At 64.7% G+C, this 21,796-nt stretch carries 26 protein-coding genes and 1 pseudogene; 14 read left to right on the forward strand and 13 right to left on the reverse strand.

The window, feature by feature from the left end:
- Positions 1-28 precede the first annotated feature (28 nt).
- Entirely contained in the window at positions 29-187 is a 159-nt protein-coding gene (locus tag ACVMDN_RS22545; RefSeq protein WP_016844794.1) for a hypothetical protein, read from the reverse strand.
- Positions 184-645, reverse strand: a complete 462-nt coding sequence (locus ACVMDN_RS22550; protein ID WP_168854965.1) for a group III truncated hemoglobin — start codon at positions 643-645, stop codon at positions 184-186. Before ACVMDN_RS22550 ends, ACVMDN_RS22545 begins: the two co-directional genes overlap by 4 nt.
- Before the next feature lie 83 nt (positions 646-728).
- Between ACVMDN_RS22550 and ACVMDN_RS22555 the strand changes: the two genes are divergently transcribed.
- Positions 729-1,163: an RrF2 family transcriptional regulator gene (locus ACVMDN_RS22555; protein WP_092085010.1), complete on the forward strand. Its 435-nt coding sequence runs from the start codon at positions 729-731 to the stop codon at positions 1,161-1,163.
- A complete protein-coding gene (locus tag ACVMDN_RS22560) occupies positions 1,160-1,450 on the forward strand; it encodes a DUF6522 family protein (RefSeq protein ID WP_057018349.1) in 291 nt (96 codons plus the stop codon). The genes ACVMDN_RS22555 and ACVMDN_RS22560 overlap by 4 nt, the downstream gene beginning before the upstream one ends.
- A gap of 84 nt (positions 1,451-1,534) precedes the next feature.
- Here the strand turns inward: ACVMDN_RS22560 and ACVMDN_RS22565 are convergent, their stop codons facing one another.
- Entirely contained in the window at positions 1,535-2,140 is a 606-nt protein-coding gene (locus ACVMDN_RS22565) for an SET domain-containing protein (RefSeq protein ID WP_253623707.1), read from the reverse strand.
- Positions 2,141-2,334: 194 nt separating this feature from the next.
- On the opposite strand from ACVMDN_RS22565, the gene ACVMDN_RS22570 reads away from it, so the two are divergent.
- The gene (locus ACVMDN_RS22570) at positions 2,335-2,907 is read left to right on the forward strand and encodes a hypothetical protein (RefSeq protein WP_168855094.1); all 573 of its coding nucleotides are present in this window, start codon (positions 2,335-2,337) and stop codon (positions 2,905-2,907) included.
- A gap of 16 nt (positions 2,908-2,923) precedes the next feature.
- On the opposite strand, the gene ACVMDN_RS22575 is transcribed toward ACVMDN_RS22570, so the two are convergent.
- Complete coding sequence (locus ACVMDN_RS22575) at positions 2,924-3,649, reverse strand: TetR/AcrR family transcriptional regulator (RefSeq protein WP_141342781.1); 726 nt, start codon at positions 3,647-3,649, stop codon at positions 2,924-2,926.
- Positions 3,650-3,761: 112 nt separating this feature from the next.
- Here ACVMDN_RS22575 and ACVMDN_RS22580 point away from each other — a divergent pair, with 112 nt between their 5' ends.
- The 6 genes and pseudogenes from ACVMDN_RS22580 to ACVMDN_RS22605 all read left to right on the forward strand — a co-directional run bounded on the left by ACVMDN_RS22580 (position 3,762) and on the right by ACVMDN_RS22605 (position 9,045).
- Positions 3,762-5,165, forward strand: a complete 1,404-nt coding sequence (locus tag ACVMDN_RS22580; protein ID WP_253623705.1) for a carotenoid oxygenase family protein — start codon at positions 3,762-3,764, stop codon at positions 5,163-5,165.
- A 242-nt stretch (positions 5,166-5,407) separates the two neighbouring features.
- On the forward strand, positions 5,408-5,983 hold the full coding sequence (locus ACVMDN_RS22585; protein ID WP_253625983.1) for a hypothetical protein: 576 nt from the start codon (positions 5,408-5,410) through the stop codon (positions 5,981-5,983).
- 54 nt (positions 5,984-6,037) lie between these two features.
- Positions 6,038-6,592 (forward strand): inner membrane-spanning protein YciB, encoded by a 555-nt coding sequence (locus ACVMDN_RS22590; protein WP_076825607.1) that lies wholly within the window; start codon positions 6,038-6,040, stop codon positions 6,590-6,592.
- Between the two features lie 118 nt (positions 6,593-6,710).
- Complete coding sequence (locus ACVMDN_RS22595) at positions 6,711-7,007, forward strand: hypothetical protein (protein WP_028337138.1); 297 nt, start codon at positions 6,711-6,713, stop codon at positions 7,005-7,007.
- 19 nt (positions 7,008-7,026) lie between these two features.
- Positions 7,027-7,971, forward strand: a complete 945-nt coding sequence (locus ACVMDN_RS22600) for an SH3 domain-containing protein (protein WP_309143523.1) — start codon at positions 7,027-7,029, stop codon at positions 7,969-7,971.
- 77 nt (positions 7,972-8,048) lie between these two features.
- Positions 8,049-9,045, forward strand: a pseudogene (locus ACVMDN_RS22605) (IS630 family transposase).
- 27 nt (positions 9,046-9,072) lie between these two features.
- Here ACVMDN_RS22605 and ACVMDN_RS22610 read toward each other — a convergent pair.
- Both ACVMDN_RS22610 and ACVMDN_RS22615 read right to left on the reverse strand, forming a co-directional pair.
- Positions 9,073-9,744: a DUF429 domain-containing protein gene (locus ACVMDN_RS22610; protein WP_253623703.1), complete on the reverse strand. Its 672-nt coding sequence runs from the start codon at positions 9,742-9,744 to the stop codon at positions 9,073-9,075.
- Between the two features lie 9 nt (positions 9,745-9,753).
- Positions 9,754-11,409, reverse strand: a complete 1,656-nt coding sequence (locus ACVMDN_RS22615; protein ID WP_253623702.1) for a fumarate hydratase — start codon at positions 11,407-11,409, stop codon at positions 9,754-9,756.
- Between the two features lie 231 nt (positions 11,410-11,640).
- Between ACVMDN_RS22615 and ACVMDN_RS22620 the strand changes: the two genes are divergently transcribed.
- Both ACVMDN_RS22620 and ACVMDN_RS22625 read left to right on the forward strand, forming a co-directional pair.
- Positions 11,641-11,958: a Kazal-type serine protease inhibitor family protein gene (locus tag ACVMDN_RS22620; protein WP_076825613.1), complete on the forward strand. Its 318-nt coding sequence runs from the start codon at positions 11,641-11,643 to the stop codon at positions 11,956-11,958.
- 109 nt (positions 11,959-12,067) lie between these two features.
- Positions 12,068-12,523, forward strand: coding sequence for a hypothetical protein (locus tag ACVMDN_RS22625; protein WP_371852106.1), 456 nt, complete (start codon positions 12,068-12,070; stop codon positions 12,521-12,523).
- On the opposite strand, the gene ACVMDN_RS22630 is transcribed toward ACVMDN_RS22625, so the two are convergent.
- Complete coding sequence (locus ACVMDN_RS22630) at positions 12,524-12,964, reverse strand: SRPBCC family protein (RefSeq protein WP_253623701.1); 441 nt, start codon at positions 12,962-12,964, stop codon at positions 12,524-12,526.
- Positions 12,964-13,290 carry an ArsR/SmtB family transcription factor gene (locus ACVMDN_RS22635; protein WP_028339820.1) on the reverse strand — a complete coding sequence of 109 codons (327 nt, stop codon included), beginning with the start codon at positions 13,288-13,290 and terminating at the stop codon, positions 12,964-12,966. The genes ACVMDN_RS22630 and ACVMDN_RS22635 overlap by 1 nt, the downstream gene beginning before the upstream one ends.
- A gap of 146 nt (positions 13,291-13,436) precedes the next feature.
- Between ACVMDN_RS22635 and ACVMDN_RS22640 the strand changes: the two genes are divergently transcribed.
- Entirely contained in the window at positions 13,437-14,111 is a 675-nt protein-coding gene (locus ACVMDN_RS22640) for a methyltransferase family protein (protein WP_253623700.1), read from the forward strand.
- 9 nt (positions 14,112-14,120) lie between these two features.
- Positions 14,121-14,477: a GFA family protein gene (locus tag ACVMDN_RS22645; RefSeq protein ID WP_076825621.1), complete on the forward strand. Its 357-nt coding sequence runs from the start codon at positions 14,121-14,123 to the stop codon at positions 14,475-14,477.
- A 101-nt stretch (positions 14,478-14,578) separates the two neighbouring features.
- Here the strand turns inward: ACVMDN_RS22645 and ACVMDN_RS22650 are convergent, their stop codons facing one another.
- Entirely contained in the window at positions 14,579-15,286 is a 708-nt protein-coding gene (locus tag ACVMDN_RS22650) for a glutathione S-transferase (protein ID WP_253589874.1), read from the reverse strand.
- Between the two features lie 153 nt (positions 15,287-15,439).
- Here ACVMDN_RS22650 and ACVMDN_RS22655 point away from each other — a divergent pair, with 153 nt between their 5' ends.
- The gene (locus tag ACVMDN_RS22655) at positions 15,440-15,847 is read left to right on the forward strand and encodes a DUF3606 domain-containing protein (RefSeq protein ID WP_253623699.1); all 408 of its coding nucleotides are present in this window, start codon (positions 15,440-15,442) and stop codon (positions 15,845-15,847) included.
- 119 nt (positions 15,848-15,966) lie between these two features.
- Here the strand turns inward: ACVMDN_RS22655 and ACVMDN_RS22660 are convergent, their stop codons facing one another.
- The 4 genes from ACVMDN_RS22660 to flhB all read right to left on the reverse strand — a co-directional run bounded on the left by ACVMDN_RS22660 (position 15,967) and on the right by flhB (position 21,787).
- Complete coding sequence (locus ACVMDN_RS22660; protein ID WP_076825625.1) at positions 15,967-16,644, reverse strand: lectin; 678 nt, start codon at positions 16,642-16,644, stop codon at positions 15,967-15,969.
- A 151-nt stretch (positions 16,645-16,795) separates the two neighbouring features.
- Positions 16,796-17,758, reverse strand: a complete 963-nt coding sequence (locus tag ACVMDN_RS22665; RefSeq protein WP_456834971.1) for a Tim44 domain-containing protein — start codon at positions 17,756-17,758, stop codon at positions 16,796-16,798.
- A 242-nt stretch (positions 17,759-18,000) separates the two neighbouring features.
- Positions 18,001-20,571, reverse strand: a complete 2,571-nt coding sequence (gene cckA / locus ACVMDN_RS22670) for a cell cycle histidine kinase CckA (RefSeq protein WP_253625982.1) — start codon at positions 20,569-20,571, stop codon at positions 18,001-18,003.
- 142 nt (positions 20,572-20,713) lie between these two features.
- The gene (flhB, locus tag ACVMDN_RS22675; RefSeq protein ID WP_057018335.1) at positions 20,714-21,787 is read right to left on the reverse strand and encodes a flagellar biosynthesis protein FlhB; all 1,074 of its coding nucleotides are present in this window, start codon (positions 21,785-21,787) and stop codon (positions 20,714-20,716) included.
- Between the last annotated feature and the right edge of the window lie 9 nt (positions 21,788-21,796).

Below are 21,796 nucleotides of genomic sequence, written 5' to 3' on the forward strand. Positions count from 1 at the left end.
GTCGCGGCAAACGCGGCGGCCGTTTCCGTCAGCTCAGCACGACCGCGACGATCATACCGGCAAAGGTCAGCGCCAGGCCGATGATCAGCATCGGCACCAGGCTGCTGCCGGAAAACGGATCGGCCTGATCCTGATGAAACCACGCGCCGTCGATGGCGCGCGCAATCGCCTTCGCCCTGTTCCTCATTGCACTGCTCCTGCTTCGCTTCGCCTGTAACGCTCGCCGACCGCCAGCATCACGCCCTGTCCGCCGGCGACGCCCATCTCGAGGCTCGAGGCGATGCGCCGCGCGCGATCGATGAAATGCGCCGCTGCGTCAGGCGGGCACAGCTCGGCCGCGGTCGCCTCGAACAGTTCGAGCCAGCGGTCGAAATGCGCGGCGTCGATCGGCAGCGGCATATGCTTGACCATCGGCGTGCCGTGATAGCGCCCGGTCATCAGCGCAACCGAAGACCAGAACGCGCACATCTGCGCCAGATGCGGCTCCCAATTGCTGATCCTGGTCTCGAACACCGGTCCGATCATCGGGTCCTTGCGGACCTTGGCGTAGAAGGCGTGCACCAGCTGCTCGATCATGGCCTCGGTGATCCCGGTCCGCGCGACAATCCCGGCGGTGATCTGCTCGCGGCGCTCTGCTCCTGTCATGGCTTACATCCTAAATAGGTATTTCAAATGCCTATTTAGCCTGCTATAGCTGATCCGCCAAGTGCTGATTTCGAAGGGCTTCCATGCGCCTGACATCGTTCACGGATTTTGCGCTCCGCGCCCTGATGCGGCTGGCCGGCGAGCCGGACCGGTCGTTTGCGACCAGCGAGATCGCGGCCGAGTTCGACATTTCCCGCAATCACCTTGCCAAGGTGGTGCGCGACCTTGCCGACGCCGGCTTCATTGCCACCCAGCGCGGCGCCGGTGGCGGGTTTTCGCTGGCACGGCCGGCGGAGACCATCACCCTCGGCCAGGTTGTCCGTGCGCTGGAAGGCGACAGCGCGCTGGTCGAATGTTTCAGGGATGATGGCGGAGATTGTCTGCTGCTGCCGCGCTGCCGGCTGAAGGCGAAGCTTGCGGCGGCACGCGAGGCCTTCATGCGCGAGCTCGACGGAACGACGCTCGCCGAATGCGCGTACCTGCCGCGTCCCGGCCGCCATCCCGCGAGGGCATCATGACGACGATCACATTCTCGGACGGCGCGTTCGAGGTCGACGCCAATATCGTCGCCGAAGGCCTCGGCATCGCGGTTCCGCTGCTGCAGGCCGGGATGCGCTCGGGCGCAATCACGACGCGCTCGGAGCGCGGGCTTGACGCCGATCAGGGGCGGCATCGCCTCACATTCTTCTCGGGGAGCAAGCGTTTCCGTCTCGTCATCGACGAGCACGGCACGATCATCCAACGCTCGACGCTGGATTTCGGCAATTCCCCGTTGCCACGCGCGGCGCACCGGCCGAGCGGCTAGAGAGACCTCGTCCCGGATATCAGGCGTTCAGCGCCCGAGCGGTGCCGCGCTTCGACGAGGCGGCCTTCTTGCCCGCCGTGTTGATCAGGCTATGGCCATTGAGGAACTGCCGTTCAGCGCCGTGCCGTTGGCGAGCTTGCCGTTTGCTTTGGCTGCCTTCTTCGCCCGCCTCTGCCTGGCCCGCTCCTCGGCCAGCTTCTCGGCCTTGCGCTGTGCCTTCCGCTCGGCCCTTTCCTTCAGCCGCACCCGCTCCGCCCTCGCCTCCGCGCGCTTCTTCTTGCGCTTCTTCTCGCAGGCATCGCACTTGCAGCCGATCGGCTTCAGATAGGCTTTGAAATAGTCGGTTCCGTAGTCGTAATTGATTTCGTCGCCCGGCTCGATGTCCTTGATGGCGCGGATGAACACCTTGCGCTTGCGCGGCTTGACGTCGGATTCCGCGTTCGGCCTGCAAGCGTGGTTGATATAGCGCGCGACGTTTTCGCGGATCGAGCCGTCGATGGTCCAGCGGTTGGTGAGCTCGAACAGATATTTGTTCTCGATCGCGTCCTCATCCTTCTTCTTCGAGTCGAGCAACGGCCCGAAATAACGGATGATCTTGGTGCCTTTCTTGATCGGCTTGGTGGCGAAAAGACCAAGACCGGTACGGGAACGGCCGACGCGATAGGGCTTGTTGGATGATATCGTGGGCATGACGATCGAGGTTACGGCACGCAGGTGCACGCGACAGAAGTTGCGAAGCCGCCCTTCTAGGACGATTCCGCGCGCCTGTCAGGTGTTTCCCGCATGTCTATTGAACCTTCCCCAGATTGCATATGTCAGAGACAAAGTAACGTCCGGATCGCAGGTTTCCCCCGATGAAATACCTTGCTTTTGCAACAGTCTTTATGACGGCTGCCGGCGCAAGTCCCGGCCATGCCGGCTCTGTGGCGATCAGCAGCAGCTACTCATCGACCGCGCCGAAGGCCTGCCGCATGATCGGCAAGCCCAGCGAAGAGGACGGCAGCACCACCAGGGTCTGTCCAGGAAAATCCGGGCTTGTGGTGCTGATCAACGAGGGCGACCTGCGCGAAGTGGTCTCGGTCGGCCGAAACCGCGAGGCAGCCGCCAGGGAACCGGCCGCGCGGGCCTGGTTCGGCCCGTTCAGTTCGACCGGCGACAGGGTCGAATGGCGTGCAGCCGGCGGCAAACCGTTTGCGATCATCCAGCGCTGGCAGATCGCCGACAACAGCGAACAGGACAAGCGCGGCGGTCCTGTCTCGCGGGCAATGCTCGCCGTGACCCGGCTGCCGCCGGGCGATGTCTGTCATGTCGCCTATGTCGACGTCGCGGCCAATCCCAACGCCAACGAGCTGGCGCGGCAGGCTGCCGATGATTTCGCCCGCGATTTCAAATGCGGCACGGATACGGTGAAGACGATCGGACAGAGCGGCCGGACCACGTCGCTTGTGAGGCGCTAGCCCAGGGCAGCACTGGTTATTGCCGCGCCGAGCGGCCCGCGGACAATCGCAGCATCGCGGTCAATAGCGTTTCCGCGGATGTGCCCTCGGGCGACCGATCCAGAATCGTCTTGAGGCGTCCGTCGAGCAGCAGCATGGTGAAACCATGCACCAGCGACCAGGCCGACGCGATCGCGGCGGCCTGATCCAGCGTAAGCTGCTCCTTGGAAATCTGCTCGTGCCGGCTAGCGCCGACGCCGCGGGTCAGCCCTGCGAACGAAGCCTCGGACGCCTCGTGCAGCGACGGGCGCGAGTGATCAAGCCGCTCGCTGCGGAACATCAGCCCGTACATGCCGGGATGTGCCTGGGCATAGGCAACATAAGCCTTGGCGCTCGCCACGCCCTTCTCGGGCGTCGTGGCCGCCGAAGCGTCCGCAGCCGCCATTGCCAGGCCGAATTGCCGGAAACCGATCGCCGCGAGTTCGCTGAGCAAACCGGTTAGATCGCCGAAATGATGCGTCGGCGCGGCGTGCGACACGCCGGCCTCGCGCGCCACCGCACGCAATGTCAGCCCCGCCAATCCGTCACGCTCGAGCACGCGCTCGGCGGCCTTCAATAGCGCCTCATGCAGATCGCCATGGTGATACGGCGTGTCATTGGCGCGGCGCCGTCGGGCCGGACGAGCTGCCGCAGTCCGTGCAACCCGGCGGGTCGGAGCCCGTGCCGGGCGAGTCGCCTTGTTTTCTTTGGAGATTCTTGCCATGCGGCCTTATAGGTCGCAATTTTTACACTGTAAAGATTTTGCTTGACGATCGGCGGCGTCATCCCTACTGATATCTTTACGATGTAAAGATCATAATACAGGGAGATGCGGAATGCTCGACCAGGTCACATCCAACGCGGCGCGCACCAATCTGGCGCCGATCCCATTCGAAGCCGACGCACCGTTCCTGAAGATCTCGGGCGAATTGCCGCGCGAGCTGAACGGCACGCTCTATCGCAACGGCCCCAATCCGCAGTTCGAGGCGCCGGGTGCGCACTGGTTCGTCGGCGACGGCATGCTGCACGCCTTCCATCTCGAGAACGGCCGCGCCAGCTACCGCAACCGCTGGGTCCGCACGCCGAAATGGCAGGCCGAGCACGACGCCGGTCGCGCGCTGTTCGGCGGCTTCGGCCGCAAGATGCCGGATGCGCCGGCCACCACAACGACCGACGGCGGCGTCGCCAACACCAACATCATCTTCCATGGCGGCCGCCTGCTCGCGCTGGAGGAAGGCCATCTGCCGACCGAGATCGAGCCCGGCACGCTCAATCGCCTCGGCTATTGCGACTACAAGGGCGCGATCACAGGCCCGTTCACCGCGCATCCCAAGATCGATCCGGCGACCGGCGAGATGGTGTTCTTCGGCTACAACGCCGCGGGCCCGCTGACGCCGGCGCTGTCGTTCGGTGCGGTGAGCTCGTCCGGCGTGGTGACGCGGTTCGAACGCTTCGAGGCGCCTTATGCCAGCATGGTGCACGACTTCATCGTCACCGAGAATCATGTGCTGTTTCCGATCCTGCCGATCACCGGCAGCATGCAGCGCGCGATGCGCGGACAGGCGCCGTACGCCTGGGAGCCGGAGAAAGGCGCCTATGTCGGCGTGATGAAGCGCAGCGGCGCGTCAAAGGACATCGTCTGGTTCCGCGCCGAGACCTGCTACGTTTTCCACGTGATGAACGCGTGGGAAGACGGCAACCGCATCATCGCCGACGTGATGCAGTTCGAGGAAGCGCCGCTGTTTAATCATCCCGACGGCTCGCCGACGGACCCGCAGAAGAACCGCGCGCGCTATTGCCGCTGGACCTTCGACCTCTCCGGCAACACCGACCGCTTCACGCAAACCTATCTCGACGACCTCACCGGCGAATTTCCGCGCGTCGACGATCGCCGCGCCGGATTTGCCAGCAATCACGGCTGGTACGCCTGCGCCAACCCCGATCTGCCGATGTTCGGTGCGCTGTCGGGCATCGTGCATGTCGACGGCCGCGGCAAGCGGCTCGGCCACTATCTGCTGCCCGCCGGCGATACGATCTCCGAGCCTGTGTTCGTCGAGCGCGGCGCTGACGCCGCGGAAGGCGACGGCTGGCTGCTCGCGGTGGTCTGGCGCGCCCGCGAAAACCGCAGCGACCTCGCCGTGTTCAACGCGCAAGATGTCGAAGCGGGCCCGACCGCGCTGGTCCATCTCGGCCACCGCGTGCCCGATGGATTCCACGGCAATTGGGTTGGGGCGGAGTAGCCAACGATCACCCCGGACGTCAGTGCGCCAACCTCTCCACGCGTCATGCCCGGGCTTGTCCCGGGCATCCACGTCTTTGTCGCCACCGACCGAAAACGAGCGGTCGCCACTTTATGCCATTGGCAAACCTTGGATTTTCCCGTCACCTCACGATTTTGACACTGTAAAGATTTCGCTTGACGCCTCCGTTGCCCACCATTAGGGTATCTTTACACTGTAAAGATAAGCCTATGAGGCTGACCATGACGATCTTCCTGATCCTCGCTCCCTACGGCGCCTTCGCCATGCTGATGCTGGTGACCTCGGCCACGGTGAGCCTGCTCAGTGCCGCCCTGATCTGCCTCGCTGCCATCGCGTTCGATGTCGCGCGCGGCCGCAGCATCAAGATCCTCGGCGTCGGTTCGGTCGTCATCTTCGCCGCGATCGGCTCCTACCTCACCTTCGTCGATGCGACGCTGAGCAACACCGCGGTGAAGATCGCGGTCGATGCCGGCATCCTGCTGGTGTCGCTCGGCTCGATCATGATCGGCCGTCCCTTCACGCGGCAATATGCGCTGGAGCAGGTCGATGCCGAGACCGCGAAGCTGCCCGGCTTCCTCCATGCCAACTACCTGATCACCGGCGCCTGGACCGCCGCGATGCTGCTCATGCTGATCGGCAACATTGCGGTGCTTTACGTGCCGGCGCTGCCGCTGTGGACCGGCCTCTTGATCGCCTTCGCCGCGCGCAATGCCGCGGTCGGCTTTACCCACTGGTATCCGCACTATCGCGCGGCCAAGGACGTGACGCCGCCGGCCGGCGCGCTGCCCTCACGCTAGACGCTGCCATAACAACATCACCACGATCATCCCGAGGAAACGGAAACCACGACGATGAAGAGCGTATTTGCCAGGCTTGCGAGCGACTTCCTCTCCACCATCGTCTTCCTGGTGGTCTATTTCGCCACCGACAATGTCCTGATCGCCACCGGCGTTGCGATCGCGGGCGCGATCGCGCAAGTGGTCTATGCGCGCGTCAAGGGACAGGCGCTCGGCTACATGACCTGGGCGAGCCTTGGGCTGGTGATCGTGCTCGGCGGTGCGACGCTTTTCACCAACGATCCGCGCTTCGTGCTGGCGAAGCCCGCGATCGGCCACATCGCGATCGGCGCGATCATGCTCAAGCGCGGCTGGATGCTGCGCTATCTGCCGCCGATCGTGACCGAGACAATTCCGGAATACGCCACCCTCGCCGGCTACGCCTGGGCCGGGCTGATGTTCATTCTCGCCGCCGGCACCGTTGCGATCGCGGCGACCGGCGACATGAAGCTGTGGGCGTTCTACGTGTCGGTGGTGCTGGTCGGCGCCAAGATCGCCGCCTTCGCGATCCAGTATGTCGCCTTCCGCGTCCTGGTCGGAAGCCGGCTGCGCGCCGCCGCCCGCGCCTGATCGCCGCAGCCGCGAACTAGGCGCGCGCGGCAAGATGGGCTATACCCGCGCACGCGTTTTCTTCGCGCGAACGGTAGCCATTTCGCTTGAGGGCGCCTTACCTGGAGGGGAGACATCAATGGCGGTGGACGGAAACTGGAATCTCACGATGACGACGCCGATGGGCGAGCGCAAGGCGACGCTGTCGCTGGCAAGCTCGGGCGGCACGCTCACCGGCACGCAGGGCGCCGAGGGCAACTCCACCGAAATCTTCGACGGCACCGTGAACGGCGACGACGTCGCCTGGAAGGTTTCCATCACCAATCCGATGCCGCTGACGCTCGAATTCACCGGCAAGGTCTCGGGCGACGGCATCTCCGGCGAGATGGGCATCGGCCCAATGGGCAGCTTCCCCTTCACCGGCACGCGGGCGTAACCGCGGCACACGCACACGCATGCGCATCCTGGCATCCGTTGCCGTCATGGCGTTATCAGCCACGACGGCTTCCGCGCAGCAGGCAAGCGAAGCCGAACCGGCGTGGCGCGCGAGCGCGGTCGCGCTGGTGCCGGCCGGATATGTTGCGGGCAGCTCTTCCAGCACGGATGCCGCCCGCACCACCGGCCACCTCGCGGTCTATGCCGCGAGCGCGGACGACCCGAAGACGCCGGCAAGCGTCTTCGCGCCGCGTCAGATGATGGTCGTGACGCTCAGCAAGGACGGCACGCGCGCGCTGTCGGCCGAACTGAAGCCGCGCGGTCCGAGCGACATCGCTGCCGGAAACGCCGACGGGGCGGACAATGACTTTGCCGCGCGCCAGGCCGAGCTTGACGCGAACCGAAACGCACTGCCCGCTGGCACCGAGCCATGCGACCTCGGCGCCCGGTCGGAGGACAAGGACCTCGCGGGCCTCAACGTGCGCGCCGAGCCGTCGGTGAAGGCACGCGTGCTCGGCAAGCTGCCGCCACCCTACCATCTCAAGATGGGCGGGGCCGAGAACACGCCGGAGGGCGGCTGGCTCACCGAGTTTCGTATCATCGGCTTCAAGGACGGCTGGTTCCTGATCGAGGGCGCGATGCCGCCGGGCAAGGCCTATGAAGATGACAAGCGCTATCCGCGCAACGCGCCAAAGCCTTATGCCGGACGCGGATGGGTTGCCGCCAACAAGGTCGGCGCGAGCTACGCCAACGGCTACACCCGGATGGGCGGGCTGTTCCAGGCGCCCTTCGTCGATGCCAAATGGACGCCGGCGCTGCGCAAGCTCGGCGGTGAGTTCGATACCGACGATGGTCCGAAACGCATCCTCGCCTGCAGCGGGCACTGGGCGCTGGTGGAGAGCCATGACGGCGTGCGCGGCTGGTGGCGCAGCCTGTGCTCCAACCAGGTGACGAACTGCAGCTAGTGTCCTGAATCAAAAGTTCGGCGGACTCCAAATCGACTCGATGATAGCGGACTCTCCTGATTTGGGGAGGATTGGCGATGGGTCGACGCTTTGCTCCGCTGGAGCTTGATGAGGTGGAACGTGCTGAGTTGACATCGTTGGCGTCGCGTCGAAGCACTGCTCAGGCGTTGGCACTGCGGGCTCGGATCGTCCTGGCCTGTGCTGAGGGCGAGCAGAGCAAGGTCGTGGCGGCCCGTTTGGCTGTCGATCCCGACACGGTCGGCAAATGGCGGCGGCGGTTCTCCGAGCATCGGCTTGCAGGTCTTTGGGACGAGCCGCGATCGGGGACGCCACGCACGATTGAGGATGCCCGGATCGAGGCGGTGATCGTTCGCACCCTTGAGACCCAGCCTCCCGGGGCCACCCACTGGAGTTCGCGCAGCATGGCGCGGGCCAGCGGGCTGTCAGTCTCAACAGTACAGCGTATATGGCGCGCTTTCGGCTTGCAGCCGCATCGGTTGGAGACCTTCAAGCTCTCAACCGACCCCGACTTCGTCGCCAAGGTTCGCGACATCGTCGGCCTTTACGTAGCTCCGCCCGAGCGCGCCATCGTACTGTGTGTCGATGAGAAGTCGCAAATCCAGGCGCTGGATCGCAGCCAGCCCATGCTGCCCATGCGACCTGGCCAGCCGGCGCGCCGTAGTCACGACTACAAACGCCATGGCGTCACCTAGCTGTTTGCCGCCCTCGACGTCGCAACCGGCCGGGTCATTGGCAAATGCTATGGACGCCATCGTGCCAAAGAGTTCGCCGTTGATCCGCAACTGGCTGGCAAAGAGGCCGCGCTGGCACGTCCACCTGACGCCAACCAGCTCATCCTGGCTCAATCAGGTCGAACGCTTCTTTGCACTCATCACCGAGCGTAAGATTAGGCGCGGCATCTATCGCAGTGTGGCGGCGCTACGGGCCGAGATTGCCTCCTTCATCGACCATCACAACGCTGACCCAATGCCGTTCCGATGGACCAAATCAGCTGACGACATTCTCGGCTCAATCGAACGCTTCTGCGCTTACAATCTGCCCGCCAAGGCATAAAATGCCATGAACTTTTGGTTCAGGACACTAGAACCAGATCTGCATCGGCAGATCGTGCGCGTCTCGCGGCGGCGCTTCGGGAACGCTTCCGCATGGTTCGCGCGCAGCCAGCGCCACTGCACACGCATCCAGCACATCGTCGCGCTTTGCGCCGGTGCCGATGCGCACCTCGGTGAGCCAGCGATCGATCTCGCGAAAGCCTGATCGCTTCAGCAGCCTGCAGCGTAGCGCATCGCCCTCCTCCGACTTCTTGCGCGGCAGAGGCTCGCCGCCGTTCAGCTGCAGGAACACCAGCTCGGGATGCACCTCGCGGATATCGCGCGTGGCGTTCGCGCGCACGAACCCGTCGACCTCCATGATCTTCTTGCCGAGATGCCAGAGCTGGCGCGACACACGGGTCTGGCCGCGGCGCAGTGCTTCCGCATTCGCGAGATCGGGATCGTCAAACTGCTGCCACAGCCAGCGCCGCGCGCCGGTGAAGACGCGCGAGGTGTGCGGGCGCAATCTTACGCGCGCGAGAAGGTCGCAATCGCGCTCGCCGTTATCGGTCAGACCGATCGGGATATCGATCCCGCCGCGATCGAACGGACGCGAAAGCGCGCGCGCAATATCGCTGTGAAAGGAAATCGTACGCCGGTCGCCGTCGATGGTGACGGCGACCCAGCCCTTGGAGAACCCGTCGAGGCCGACCGCAATCAACCCCGATCCTCAACCGAGATTCAATTCCTTGAAGAAGTCGTTGCCCTTGTCGTCGATGATGATGAAGGCCGGGAAATCGACCACCTCGATGCGCCAGATCGCTTCCATGCCGAGCTCGGGATACTCGACCACCTCGACCTTCTTGATGCAGTGCTCGGCGAGGTTCGCCGCGGCGCCGCCGATCGAGCCGAGGTAGAAGCCGCCGTGCTTCTTGCAAGCCTCGCGCACCGCGACTGCGCGGTTGCCCTTGGCAACCATCACCATCGAGCCGCCGGCCGCCTGGAACTGGTCGACGAAGGAATCCATGCGTCCCGCCGTGGTCGGGCCGAATGCACCGGAGGCGTAGCCATCGGGCGTCTTGGCGGGACCGGCGTAATAGACCGGATGGTTCTTGAAATAATCCGGCAACGGCTCGCCCTTCTCCAGCCGCTCGCGCAGCTTGGCGTGCGCCGAGTCGCGCGCGACGATCATGGTGCCGGTCATCGAGACGCGGGTCTTGATCGGATATTGCGACAGTGTCGCAAGGATCTCCTTCATCGGCTTGTTGAGGTCGATCTTGACAACCTCGCCGCCGAGCGACCGCTCCACCGCAGGCAGATACTGCGCCGGGTTGTGCTCGAGCTCCTCGAGATAGACGCCATCCCTGGTGATCTTGCCGAGCACCTGGCGGTCCGCCGAACAGGAGACGCCGAGCCCGATCGGCAGCGAGGCGCCGTGGCGCGGCATCCGGATCACGCGCACGTCATGGCAGAAATACTTGCCGCCGAACTGCGCGCCCACCCCCAGGCTTTGCGTCATCTTGAGGATTTCCTGTTCCATCTCGAGATCGCGGAACGCATTGCCGTCGGCCGATCCGTGGGTCGGCAGCGCGTCGAGATAGCGCGCCGAGGCGAGCTTCACGGTCTTCATGCAGAGCTCTGCCGAGGTGCCGCCGATCACGATCGCAAGGTGGTACGGGGGACACGCCGCGGTGCCGAGCGTCAGCACCTTCTCCTTCAGGAAGGCCAGCAGCCGGTCCTTGGTCAGCACCGAGGGCGTCGCCTGAAACAGGAAGCTCTTGTTGGCGCTTCCGCCGCCCTTGGCCATGAACATGAACTTGTAGGCATCATCGCCCTCGGCGTAGATCTCGCACTGCGCCGGCATGTTGTTGGCGGTGTTCTTCTCCTCATACATCGACAAGGGAGCTACCTGCGAGTAGCGCAGATTGCGGCGCAGATAGGCATCGCGCGCGCCTTCGGACAGCGCGGCCTCGTCGTCACCGTCGGTGATGACGTTGCATCCCTTCTTGCCCATGATGATCGCGGTGCCGGTGTCCTGGCACATCGGCAGCACGCCGCCGGCCGCGATGTTGGCATTCTTCAGGAAGTCGAAGGCGACGAACTTGTCGTTGTCGCTGGCTTCCTTGTCCTCGAGGATCGAGCGGAGCTGCTTCAGGTGGCCCGGCCGCAGATAGTGGTTGATGTCGCCGAAGGCGGCCTCGGAAAGTGCCCGCAGCGCCTCCCGCGACACCACGAGCATGTCCTTGCCCAACACCTTCTCGACCCGGACGCCCTCGCTCGTCACCTTCTTGTAGGGCGTGGTGTCGGCACCAAGCGGGAACAGAGGCGTGTGCCTGTAGGGCGGAACGGGCTTCTGCTGGTCGGGAAAAGCTGAGGGGGCGTTCATGAGCTGCTCGTTGGTTTCGAAAGGCCGGTGCCGGCCGCGGGGCCGCCGGCAATGTAGAGCCGTTCTAAGCCTTTTTCCGACAAAGGAAAGGGAAGCGGGCCGCCTTCCAGCCATGCGCGGGACCGGCAATCCACGTGCTATGTTTCATGCCATCGTAATCCCAAGTTGCCACAACGCCGGCAAGCCGCGGAACGGCCAAGGAAACCATCAGGAAGCCATCAGGAGACCTTCATGAAGACAGCGCTTTTCGTCTGGTTCGCGGCGCTGGCCTTGTTGATCGCGATCCCGACCGGCGCCGATGCCGCCCGCCTCGGCAGGCCCTGCGGCGGCCTTGCCGGACTGCAATGCGGCGGTCGCGGCCAGTTCTGCCAGTTCAAGCCCGTGACCTGCGGCCGCTTCGACCAGACCGGCACCTGCGCGTTCCGCCCGACGATCTGCAACAAGATCTTCAAGCCCGTATGCGGCTGCGACGGCAAGACCTACGGCAATGATTGCGAGCGCCGGGCCGCCGGGGCTTCCAAAGCGCAGGACGGCAGGTGCGCGTCCTGACGTGGCCATATTGACGCGCTCCGCGGGAGCCTGCATGTAGCTTCGCGTACTTTCATACCGCGGGGGGTATTTCGTGACAGCATCGTTGCGCCGACGCTTGCCTTTGAGCATCCGCTCCACTCTGCCGGCCGCGCTGATCGCGCTGGCGACGGTTTTCGTCGCAGCGACCGCGCATGCCGATCCCTGCGTTGATATCGCCAAGCAGCTCGCCGGCCAGATCGACGGACTGAAGGTCAATTTCAGCGCCGCCAACATCACCTACCTCACGCATCCGGCGGCAAAGGAATTGTCGCTCGGCTGCCGCGGCAAGGATTATTCGATCGAGCTCTACGCCAAGACCGATCGCAAGATGAAGCCGGAGTTCTTCAACCTGGTCGGCTCCGCCACCGCGCTGATCTTCACCGTGCCGAAGGACGACGCCGTCACCGGCACCTCGCGCTGCCTGAAGCGCATGGGCATCTTGCGCGGCAACACCATCACGATGCGCTATCGCCGCCTCAACCTCGAATGCACCCGCAACAAGACCGACGCCTCGATCACGGTTCGCCGCGGCAACAACGAGTGATCAGCCTTCGCTGGTGATGCGCGCGATGGCGTCGAGCACCCGGCCCCATCCCGGGCTCATCATGTCGAAGGCGAAGCGGTTGCCCGGCAGCACGAAGCCGTCATGCACCATCCGCAGATGGGTGCCGCCCTCGACCGGCGTCAGCGTCCAGGTGACGATCGTGTCGAGCTTCGAGCCGTATTCCGGATTGGTATCAACACCGCCCTTCCAGGAGTAGCGCAACAGGCGCGGCGGATCGCAATCCAGCACCTCGCAATGCACGACACCGTCCCAGTCGCCCATCGGCTTGGTGTGGAAATTGAAGCGATGGCCAACGGCCGGCACGAAATCGTTCGGCATCAGCCATTTCGCGATCCGATCGCTCGTCGTCAGCGTTCGCCAGATCTTCTCGGCCGCGTAGGGCAGCACCTTCTCGACCGTGATCGCGTGCGTCTCACCCATCACTCACTCTCCTTCAACAGCCGTTCCAGATTTGCGAAGCGCTCGGCCCAGAACGTCTCGTAGTGGCCGAGCCAGTCGATCAGCGGACCGAGCCCCTTCGGCGCGATGCGATAATGGATATGCCGGCCCTCGCGCCGCTCGGCGACCAGCCCGGCATCGCGCAGCGCGCGCAGATGTTGCGACACCGCCGGCTGCGACACCTTTGAACCCTGCACCAGGCCGGTCGCGGCGATCTCGCCTTCCCGCGCAATCCGCTCGAACACTGCCCGCCGCGTCGGGTCCGCGAGGGTCTTCAACACATCGGTCAGCTGCGTGGCGGCGGGCATGAAAATATATAAGCAATTGCTTATATGACTGTCAATACGGTCGCGACGCAGGAACGTCTCGCCTGCTCCGAAAGTTGATCGCTGCGGTCGCATGTTTGCCGGGAAAAGGGTGCGATAATAACGACTGGAATCGCGCGGAGCCGCCCATGATCGCAAAGCTCCTTCTGCAGAATACCTTCTTCGTCATCACCATGGCCGTGCTGCTGTTTGCCTTCGCAGGTACGCTGCAGTGGCCCGGCGCGTGGGTCTATCTGATCGCCTCGGCCGTGATCGGCCCGGCCTGCGGGCTCTGGCTCGCCAAGGTCGATCCCGGGCTGCTGGCCGAGCGCATGCGCCTCACCGCGCGTGAAGGCCAGCCCACCGAGGACAAGCGGTTCATGCTGGTGTTCCTGGTCGTTGCCGTGCTGTGGTTCGTCGCGATGGGGCTTGAGCGGCGCTTTGGCGGCGTCAATGACGGCGTGCCGCTGATCGTGCTCGGCCTTGTGCTGTATCTGGTCTCGACCGTGGCGATCCTGTGGGTGTTCCACACCAACTCGTTCGCCGCGCCAGTCGTGAAGGTGCAGACCGAGCGCGACCATCACGTCATCTCGACCGGTCCCTACGCGCTGGTCCGCCATCCGATGTATACGAGCGTGATGCTGTTCTTCATCGGCGTGCCGCTGACGCTCGGCTCCTGGTGGGGCCTCGCCTTCGTGCCGGTGTTCTTCGTGATGTTTGCGATCCGCACCCGGATTGAGGAGCGCACGCTGGTGACGGGATTGTCAGGCTACGCCGATTATACGGCACGGGTGCGCTACCGCCTCGTGCCCGGGCTGTGGTGAGGGATCATCATGGCGGAGAAGACCTACACCGGCGGTTGCCATTGCGGACAGGTCCGCTTCGAATGCACCACCGATATGGCCATGGTGACGGCCTGCAACTGCTCGATCTGCACCAAGAAGGGCCTGCACTTCGTGTTCATGCCGCCGTCGAGCTTCCAGCTTCGCGCCGGCGCCGAGAACCTCAAGGAATATCTCTTCAACCGCCATGCGATCCGCCATCAACTTTGCGTCGATTGCGGCGTCGACGTGTTCGCGCGCGGCAAGAAGCCCGACGGCACCGACATCGTGGCGCTGAATGTCAGCTGCATCGATGGCATCGATCTGTCGAGGATCGCGATGACGCCGGTGGATGGGCGGAGCCGGTAGCCTTCCACGCCGTCATTCCGGGGCACGCGGAGCGTGAACCCGGAATCCAGAGATTGTGGCGCGAGATTCCGGGTTCGCTTCGCGCCCCGGAATGACGGCGATCACAAATCCAGCGCCTTGTAGCGCCGGAAAATGCCCTCTTCGTTGAAAGGAATCCGCCGCTCGCTGGCCAGATACGTCTGGATGTTCGGCCGCTCGGCGACGCGATCGCGCAGCGCGATCAGGCGCGGGATATTCTTCTCGAATGCCGCCATCCGCTTCGGAAACGCGTAGCGCAGGCCGTCGACGATCTGGAACAGCGACAGGTCGGCGTAGGTCAGCCGGCGGCCGGTGACGAACGCACCTCGGTTGGCCTGCACGAGATCCTCGAAATAGCCGAGATATTTCGGCACCCGCGAATCCCAGAACTCCTCGGAGCGTTTCTTCGCCGGCGCCTTCTGGTCCTCGTAATACAGCGATGGCCCGAGCGGATGATGGGTATCGTGGATCTCCAGCACGAAGTCCGCGATCGTCAGCTGCAGCTGGTGCACCCAGAGCTTTCCGCCCTCCGCCTTCGGCGCCAGGCCGTGGCGCGCGCCGAGATAGAGCAGGATATTGGCGGTCTGCCCGATCACGAGACTGCCGGCCTTGAGGAACGGCGGCGCGAAGGGCGGCGTGCCCTTGTGTGCCTCCATCATCTTCGTCATGGCACCCATGCCGCCCTTGGCGCGCGCGACATCGGTGTAGCCGGCGCCCGCATCCTCGAGCGCGAGGCGGACATATTCGCCGCGGCCCTGGATCATCGGCCAGTAGTAAAGCTGATAGTGCATGCACATACCTCCGAAAACTTCGCCGCATCGCTTCGCTTCACCTCGATCGTAGCCACGCCCCGGTCAGATCGTCCATCGCGCACCGCTGCCTGTGCGAACCGCATAGAGGCTGCTAAGGTTCCAACGTCGAATCTTTCGATGAGGGATCATCTTATGGCGGACAGCAAGAAGAAGCGGGGCGCGGCAGACCGCGCTCTGATCGCGTTGAGCGAGTCCTACGAAGTTGCGTACTGGTCCAAGAAGTTCAAGGTCACGCCGGCGAAGCTGAAGGCCGCGGTCAAGAAGGTCGGGCATTCCGCCAAGAAGGTGGAAGGCCATTTCAAGGAGCAGCGCCACAAGGCCGCCGACCGCGCGCGGATCGCGATCAGCGAGCCCTACGAGGTCCGCTACTGGTCGAAGAAGTTCAAGGTGACCCCTGCCCGGCTCAAGACCGCGGTCGCAGCCGCCGGACATTCCTCGAAGAAGGTCGAAGCCTATTTCGCGGCCAAGAAAAAAACCGCGAAGAAAAAGAAGGCCGCGAAGAAGACCGCAAAGAAGACCGTCAAGCGCAAAAAGAGCTGAGCGCGATCGTGCTATCCCGTCATTGCGAGGCGCGAGGCGACGAAGCAATCCATCGCTCCGGGCCTATGGTAGGATGGATTGCGTCGCTGCACTCGCAATGACGAAGCAGATGCGCTCTCTCAGTTCGCCGCGAAGCAGTACAGCAGGCCGTCGCCGCCGGTGCTCTTCAGGTCAGCCTGCGAGCAGCCGCCGTCGGGACCGCGCGAGGGATGCGACGTGTTCCAGGATTTTGACGGCTCGTCGTCGCGCAGGCCCTTGCGGTCGAAGTGCCCGAGCATGGCGGCGCCTTGTGTGCTGCTTGTCCAGTTCTTGCAGGTGCGGTCCTCGCCGGCCGCAAATGCCGTACCGTCTGCTTGCGACCCCGTCAGCACGTCGTGGCGGTTCGGCGTGTCGCCGGCACCGTTGACGACCTCGCCCTTCTCGGACAGGGCGGTCTGCTTGGTGAGATTGTTGCCGGCGCTGTGCAGGTCGGCGACGTCCTTGGCGACCACGACGCCCTTTACATTCTTCCACGGTCCCTTGCCGATACGATCGCGCGCATTCTCCGCTGCCTTGCCGTCGGCCGCCTGGGTCGAGAGATAGGCGCGCCAGGTCTTCGGCGCGCCGAAGCCGGCGGCCTGCGCCAGCGTCTGGCAATGATTGTCGGCGCCGGCGAGCCCGCCGAGATTGCCGCCGTTGCCGATGCCGTTGCTGGTCAGGAAGAAGCTGGTGTCGGCGGTCTGCGCCGCCGCCGGCGGCGCCGCCACGACGACGAACGCAAGACAGGCCGGAACCGCGATATGCGCAACGATCTTCATCTCAATCCTCCCGATGGTTGTTATGGTCCGCTGAGATCAACCCGCAGGCCCTCCGGATATTCCGGCGCCGCGACATGTGAATGAAGGCACAAAACAAAGGCGCCGCGGACGAGGCCGCGGCGCCTTGTATCTGTCATTCTCCGGCAACCGATCAGTTGGTCTGCTGGATCGCCGAAAGCTCCCAATTGCCGCCGCGCTGGCGTACGAAGGTCCAGACCTCAGTGACCTCCTCCGGCTGCGTGCTGCCGCCGACCTGACGGCCGGTGCCGCGCTCGAGCGTGGTGTCGACCAGCGAGTAGCGCATCGCGACCGTCGCATACTCGCTGTCGCCTTCGCGCCAGGCTTCCGCCAGATCGCCCTGCAGCAGCTTCACATTGGTCACCTTGTTGGTGACGTTGCGCGCCTTGTTCTCCTCGAGATCCTTCGAGAAGTACGACACCATCTCCGGCGTCGCGAGCGTGTGCAGCTTCGCGATGTCCTCGTTCGACCACGCGGTCTGGATGTCGCCGAGCAGCCGTTCGAACGTCTCATAGTCGCCCGGCGCGATCTCGACCGGCGCATTCGATCCGCCGCCGAGCCCGAAGCCGAAGCCCGAGCGGGCGTTCGCCTGCGGACCGGGGCCGACGTCGGGGCCACCGGCATAGGCGGCCGCCGGCGTGTTGCGGCGCTGCCACCACGACATCGCAAGGCGAACCACGAGCACGATCAGACCGATCTGCAGCAAGAGGCCGAACATCGACGACAGGCCGCCGAGACCCGAGAACAGCCCGCCGCCGAACAGCATGCCGAACAGGCCGGCGCCAAGGAAGCCCGCGGCCAGGCCGCCGAGCAGGCCGCGGCCCATTCCACCGCGACCGAACAGGCCGCCGGAATTCGCCGCCGCCGGCGAGCCCATGTTCGGGCTACCAGGCTGGCTGAAGGTGCGGTTCATCGGCGCAACCGAGCCCGGCGCCGTGTTGGTCGAGGGCGGCGCGGAGAATGTCCGCGAGCCGCGCGAGCCGCCGCCGCCAACGCGGGCGTCGGCCGCCGAAACGGTCATCATCACGGGCAGCGCCAGTGCCATCGCGACGGCGATCGCCCGAACAATTCCACGCGTGCGTTGCGAGAAATTCATGTTGGTTTCCTCAAAGGATTCCCCGGCATGGGGAAACGCCCCTAAGATGGGCAGGGACGGTTAAAAGTGAAGCGGGAAACGGGAACCGCGGCTGCGGCCCTCGGTCGCGGAGATGTGACACTATGGTCCTTGTGGATGCGACGGCGCGTCCTACCGCGGGATGAGGCCCGGTTTCAACCACAGTTACCGCGGAATTTCGCCTCGCACTTGCGAGAAGTAAAGCCGGTTGCCGCGGCAACCGGCTAGTTCGCCGTCATGGTTTCCTTCACCGCGGCGACCAGCTGCGTCAACGTGAAGGGTTTCGGCAGGAACGCGAACTGCTGGTTCTCCGGCAGGCTCTTCTCGAAGGCGTCCTCGGCATAGCCTGAGACGAAGATGATCTTCAGCTCCGCGTTGCGGCTGCGCATTTCCTTCAGCAGCGTCGGGCCGTCCATCTCCGGCATCACGACGTCGGAGACGACGAGATCGACAGCGCCGTTCTTCTCCTCGAACGCTTCCAGCGCCTCGACGCCGTTCGCCGCCTCGATCACGCTGTAGCCGCGCGAACGCAGGCCGCGCGCATTGAGCGAGCGCAGGCCGTCCTCGTCCTCGACCAGCAGGATGGTGCCCTGCCCGGTCAGATCCGGCTTCGGCTTGGCGGCTTCCGTGGCGGCGGCGGTTTCCTTGGCCGCACCGTTGCCGGCCTGGGCCTCAGGTGCGACCTCCTGCTCCTGGCGATGCCGCGGCAGGTAGATCCGGAACGTGGTGCCGCCGGCCGGCACGGAATCGACATAGACGAAGCCGCCGGTCTGCTTGACGATGCCGTAGACCGTGGACAGGCCGAGGCCGGTGCCCTTGCCGACTTCCTTGGTCGAGAAGAACGGCTCGAAGATCTTGTCGATGATCTCGGCCGGAATGCCGGTGCCGGTGTCGGCGATCTCGATCTTCACATAGTCCGCCGCCGGCATGCCCTTGTTGGCGAGTTGGGCGGCCTCCTCGGTCGGTACATTGGCGGTGCGGATGATCAGCTTGCCGCCGTCGGGCATCGCGTCGCGCGCGTTGACCGCGAGATTGACCACCACCTGCTCGAACTGCGAGACGTCGACCTTCACCGGCCACAGGTCGCGGCCATGCACGAGGTCGAGCTTGACCTTCTCGCCGATCAGCCGGCGCAGCAGCATTGTGAGGTCGCTCAATGCATCGCCGAGATCGAGCACCTGCGGCCGCAGCGTTTGGCGGCGCGAGAATGCAAGCAGCTGCCGCACCAGCGTCGCGGCGCGGGTGGCGTTCTGCTTGATCTGCATGATGTCCTGGAACGACGGGTCGGTCGGCTTGTGCGCGTTCAGCAGGAAGTCGTTGGCCATCATGATGGCCGACAGCACGTTGTTGAAGTCGTGCGCGATGCCGCCGGCGAGCTGGCCGACCATCTCCATCTTCTGCGACTGGTTGATCTGGTTCTCCAGCGCGCGCCGCTCGGTGGTTTCGAGCATGTAGACGATCGCGGTCTCGGCGTCGCGCTCGTCCTTCTCGACGGTGGTGACGAAGAACTGGGCAAAGCGCTCCTTGGGCCCGTCGAGCATCACCTCGACCGGCGCGATGTCGCCCTGGCCCTCGGCCGCCTGGTTGATCGCGGCGATCAGCAGACCGCGGTCGCGCGGATTGACGGCGCGGAAGATCGACTTGGCGGCGCCGCCGTCGCCGTTCAGGCCCTGCGCCAGCTTGGCATAGCGCGCATTGGCGCCGACCACATTGCCGCCGCGATCGACGGTCGCGATCGCCATCGGCGTATGGTCGAAGAAGCGCATGAAGCGCACCTCGGCGGCGCGCTCCGGATCGGAATGCTCGTCGCGGGCGCGGCTAATCACCAGCGTGCGCGAGGCGCCCGCCGCGCCGTCGGAGCCGAAAGCGAGCTTGTGATAGAGCCGCACCGGCACGGTCTTGCCGCCGCGCATCCGCAGGTCGATGTCGAACACCTCGGTCTTGACCTCGCCCGGCACCGCCGCAATCGAGGTCAACAGCGCCGCGCCGTCGCCCGAGACGATGTCGGTCAGTTTCAGGCCGCCCGAGCCGATCTCGGCCAGATCGTAGTCCAGCCAGTTGGCCAGCGTGGCGTTGACATAGGCGATCTCGCCGGCCGGATTGACCGAGAAGAAGCCGCATGGCGCGTGATCGAGATATTCGATCGCGTGCCGCAGCTCCTGGAACACGTCTTCCTGGCGCTCGCGGTCGCGGGTGACGTCGGCGATCGACCAAACCGCATATTTCGCATCGCGCTTGCCCTCGCCGAGTGGGCGTACCCGCAGGCGCAGCCAGCGGCCCTGGCCGGCCTCCTGGCCGGCGAGGCGGACCTCCTCCTGCTGCCGCTTGCCCTCGCGGGCAGCCTTCAAAAGGCGGAACACGGCCTCGGAGACGTCGGGGTTGCCGATGAAGACGCGCTCGACCGGACGGACGTCCTGCGGCCCGGCCGCGCCGGTCAGCGTGAGATAGGCGGCGTTGGAATAGACCACGTGGCCGCGGGAGTCGGTGACGACGAGCCCTTCCTGGGCCTGGTCGGCGATCCGCGCCATCACCGGATCATCGGTGGCACGGTCGGAGAAGCGGATGATGCCGGCGGCAAGGGCGAACAGGTTGAACAGCCCGACGGTGGCGAGCAGCGCCAGCACGCCGAGAATATAGGGCTGCGCCTCGGTGCGGCCGATGGTCATCAGCCAGACCGCCACCGCGACGATGCCGGCGGCGATCAGGACCACCAGCAGGATGCTGCCGTTCCGCCGCGCTGGCCCGTGGGCCACGAAAGGCTCGGTCACGGAAGGATCGTTGCTATCGGCGGTCATCTGGAGAGACATGGCTCGTCTGCATCACGAAGGCGACCGGCCGGCCACCTCGCCCCTGAGTGCCTGAATCGGACCCGAAAACGCAAGTCCAACAGGCGGCAATTTCGCAAGTTACGCGCATTTCAAGCGGGTTTTCCGCCCCTTACTGCCGCAGGCCGGACAGGCCGCGCCTCAGCCGCATCACGTAGCCGATGATTTCGGCAACCGCGTGATAGTGCTCGACCGGGATCTCCCGGTCGAGCTCGACCGTCGCATAGAGCGCCCGGGCCAGCGCCACGTTCTCCACGATCGGAATGTCGTGCTCCTTGGCGATCTCCCGGATCTTAAAGGCAAGATTGTCGACGCCCTTGGCGACGCAGATCGGCGCCGACATGCTGCGGTCGTAGGCCAGCGCCACCGAATAGTGGGTCGGGTTGGTGATGATCACCGAGGCCTTCGGAACCTGGGCCATCATGCGCTTCTTGGCGCGCTGGACCCGCAATTGCTTGATCCTGCCCTTGACGTGCGGGTCGCCTTCCGACTGCTTGAACTCCTCCTTCATCTCCTGCAGCGACATCTTGTGACGCTCGTACCAGGTCCGGTACTGGAAGAAGTAATCGGCGATCGCGACCGCAGCGAGGATGGCCACCACCGCCGCCAACAGGTGCACCGTCATGCCGGTGATGGCGGGCAGCAGCTCGGCCGGATCGACCCGCAGGAAGGATTCCATCCGCATCCGGTCGGGCCACAGCACCGCGACCATCACGGCGCCGAGCGCAATCAGCTTGAACAGGCCCTTCAGGAAATTCGCCACCGCCTGCTTGCCGAACAGCCGCTTGAAGCCGGCCGCCGGCGAGATCTTGGAGAATTTCGGCTTCAGCTGCTCACCCGACCACACCAGCTGATGCTGCACCATGTTGCCCGCGATCGCGGCCAGCGCCAGCAACAGGAACGGCACGCCGATCGCGGCGACCACCGCGTAGCCGAGCGACTGTGTCAGCGCCAGCAGGCCGGCGCCGTCGGTGCGGATCATCCATGAATTAGCGATCAGGTTGCGCAGCGGCATCAAGATGCCGCTGCCGATCGAGCCCGAGAAGGTCGACAGCACCAAGGTGCCGCCGGCGATCACGAACCAGGTATTGACCTCCTGGCTCTTGGCAACGTCACCTTTCTCGAGGGCTTCATCGAGACGTTTTTGCGTAGGGTCTTCTGTTTTGTCTTCGGTATCGTCCGCCACTGCTTCTCC

The sequence above is a fragment of the Bradyrhizobium sp. USDA 4510 genome (assembly GCF_054059095.1).